The following is a 515-nucleotide window of genomic DNA, read 5'->3' as shown; positions in this document are numbered from 1 at the left end:
GGTCTCGTTCAACACGTCGGCGAACTACATGCCGAACTACCCGGTCCCGGCCGGCGAGGACGAGACGAGCTGGTTCGTCAAGGAGGTCGAGGCGGGCCTGCACCACCGGTACCCGGGCGGCATCCCGGACGAGGTGCGCAAGCAGGCCGCGTACGAGACCGAGGTCATCACGCAGATGGGCTTCCCGGGGTACTTCCTCGTGGTCGCCGAGACCGGTGCCTACCGGCTGACGCGGCTGTGGCTCACCGGCCACAGGGCGGGCGAGAGCGATGTCTTCGCCGACGGGCTGCCCGGCTTTCCGGACAACCTCTCCACCGGTCCCGGCGGGCTGATCTGGGTGGCCATGGCCGCCCCGCGGCAACCGGCGCTCGACCTCGAGCGTCTCGCGCGTCACGCCATCAAGCGGGCCCGTCTCGACCACGGCTGGGTCGGCTCGTCGCAGATCGTGACCGAGCTCGGCAGCGAGCCCTGCCGGATCACCCTGCGCCCGGTCTTTCTCGCCGACCACCCCATCG

Annotated in this window: 1 protein-coding gene; it reads left to right on the top strand. The window is 70.7% G+C overall.

Annotated elements, in window-relative coordinates:
- A partial coding sequence (locus ACFO3N_RS25050; protein WP_465254306.1) for a hypothetical protein occupies positions 1 to 515 on the top strand: 515 nt, incomplete at both ends.

It is taken from the genome of Flavobacterium chungangensis, assembly GCF_042654045.1.
In the GTDB taxonomy this organism is placed as follows: domain Bacteria; phylum Bacteroidota; class Bacteroidia; order Flavobacteriales; family Flavobacteriaceae; genus Flavobacterium; species Flavobacterium chungangensis.
The sequence above is the reverse complement of the archived record's forward strand: the minus strand, read 5'-3'. Positions and strand labels throughout refer to the sequence as shown.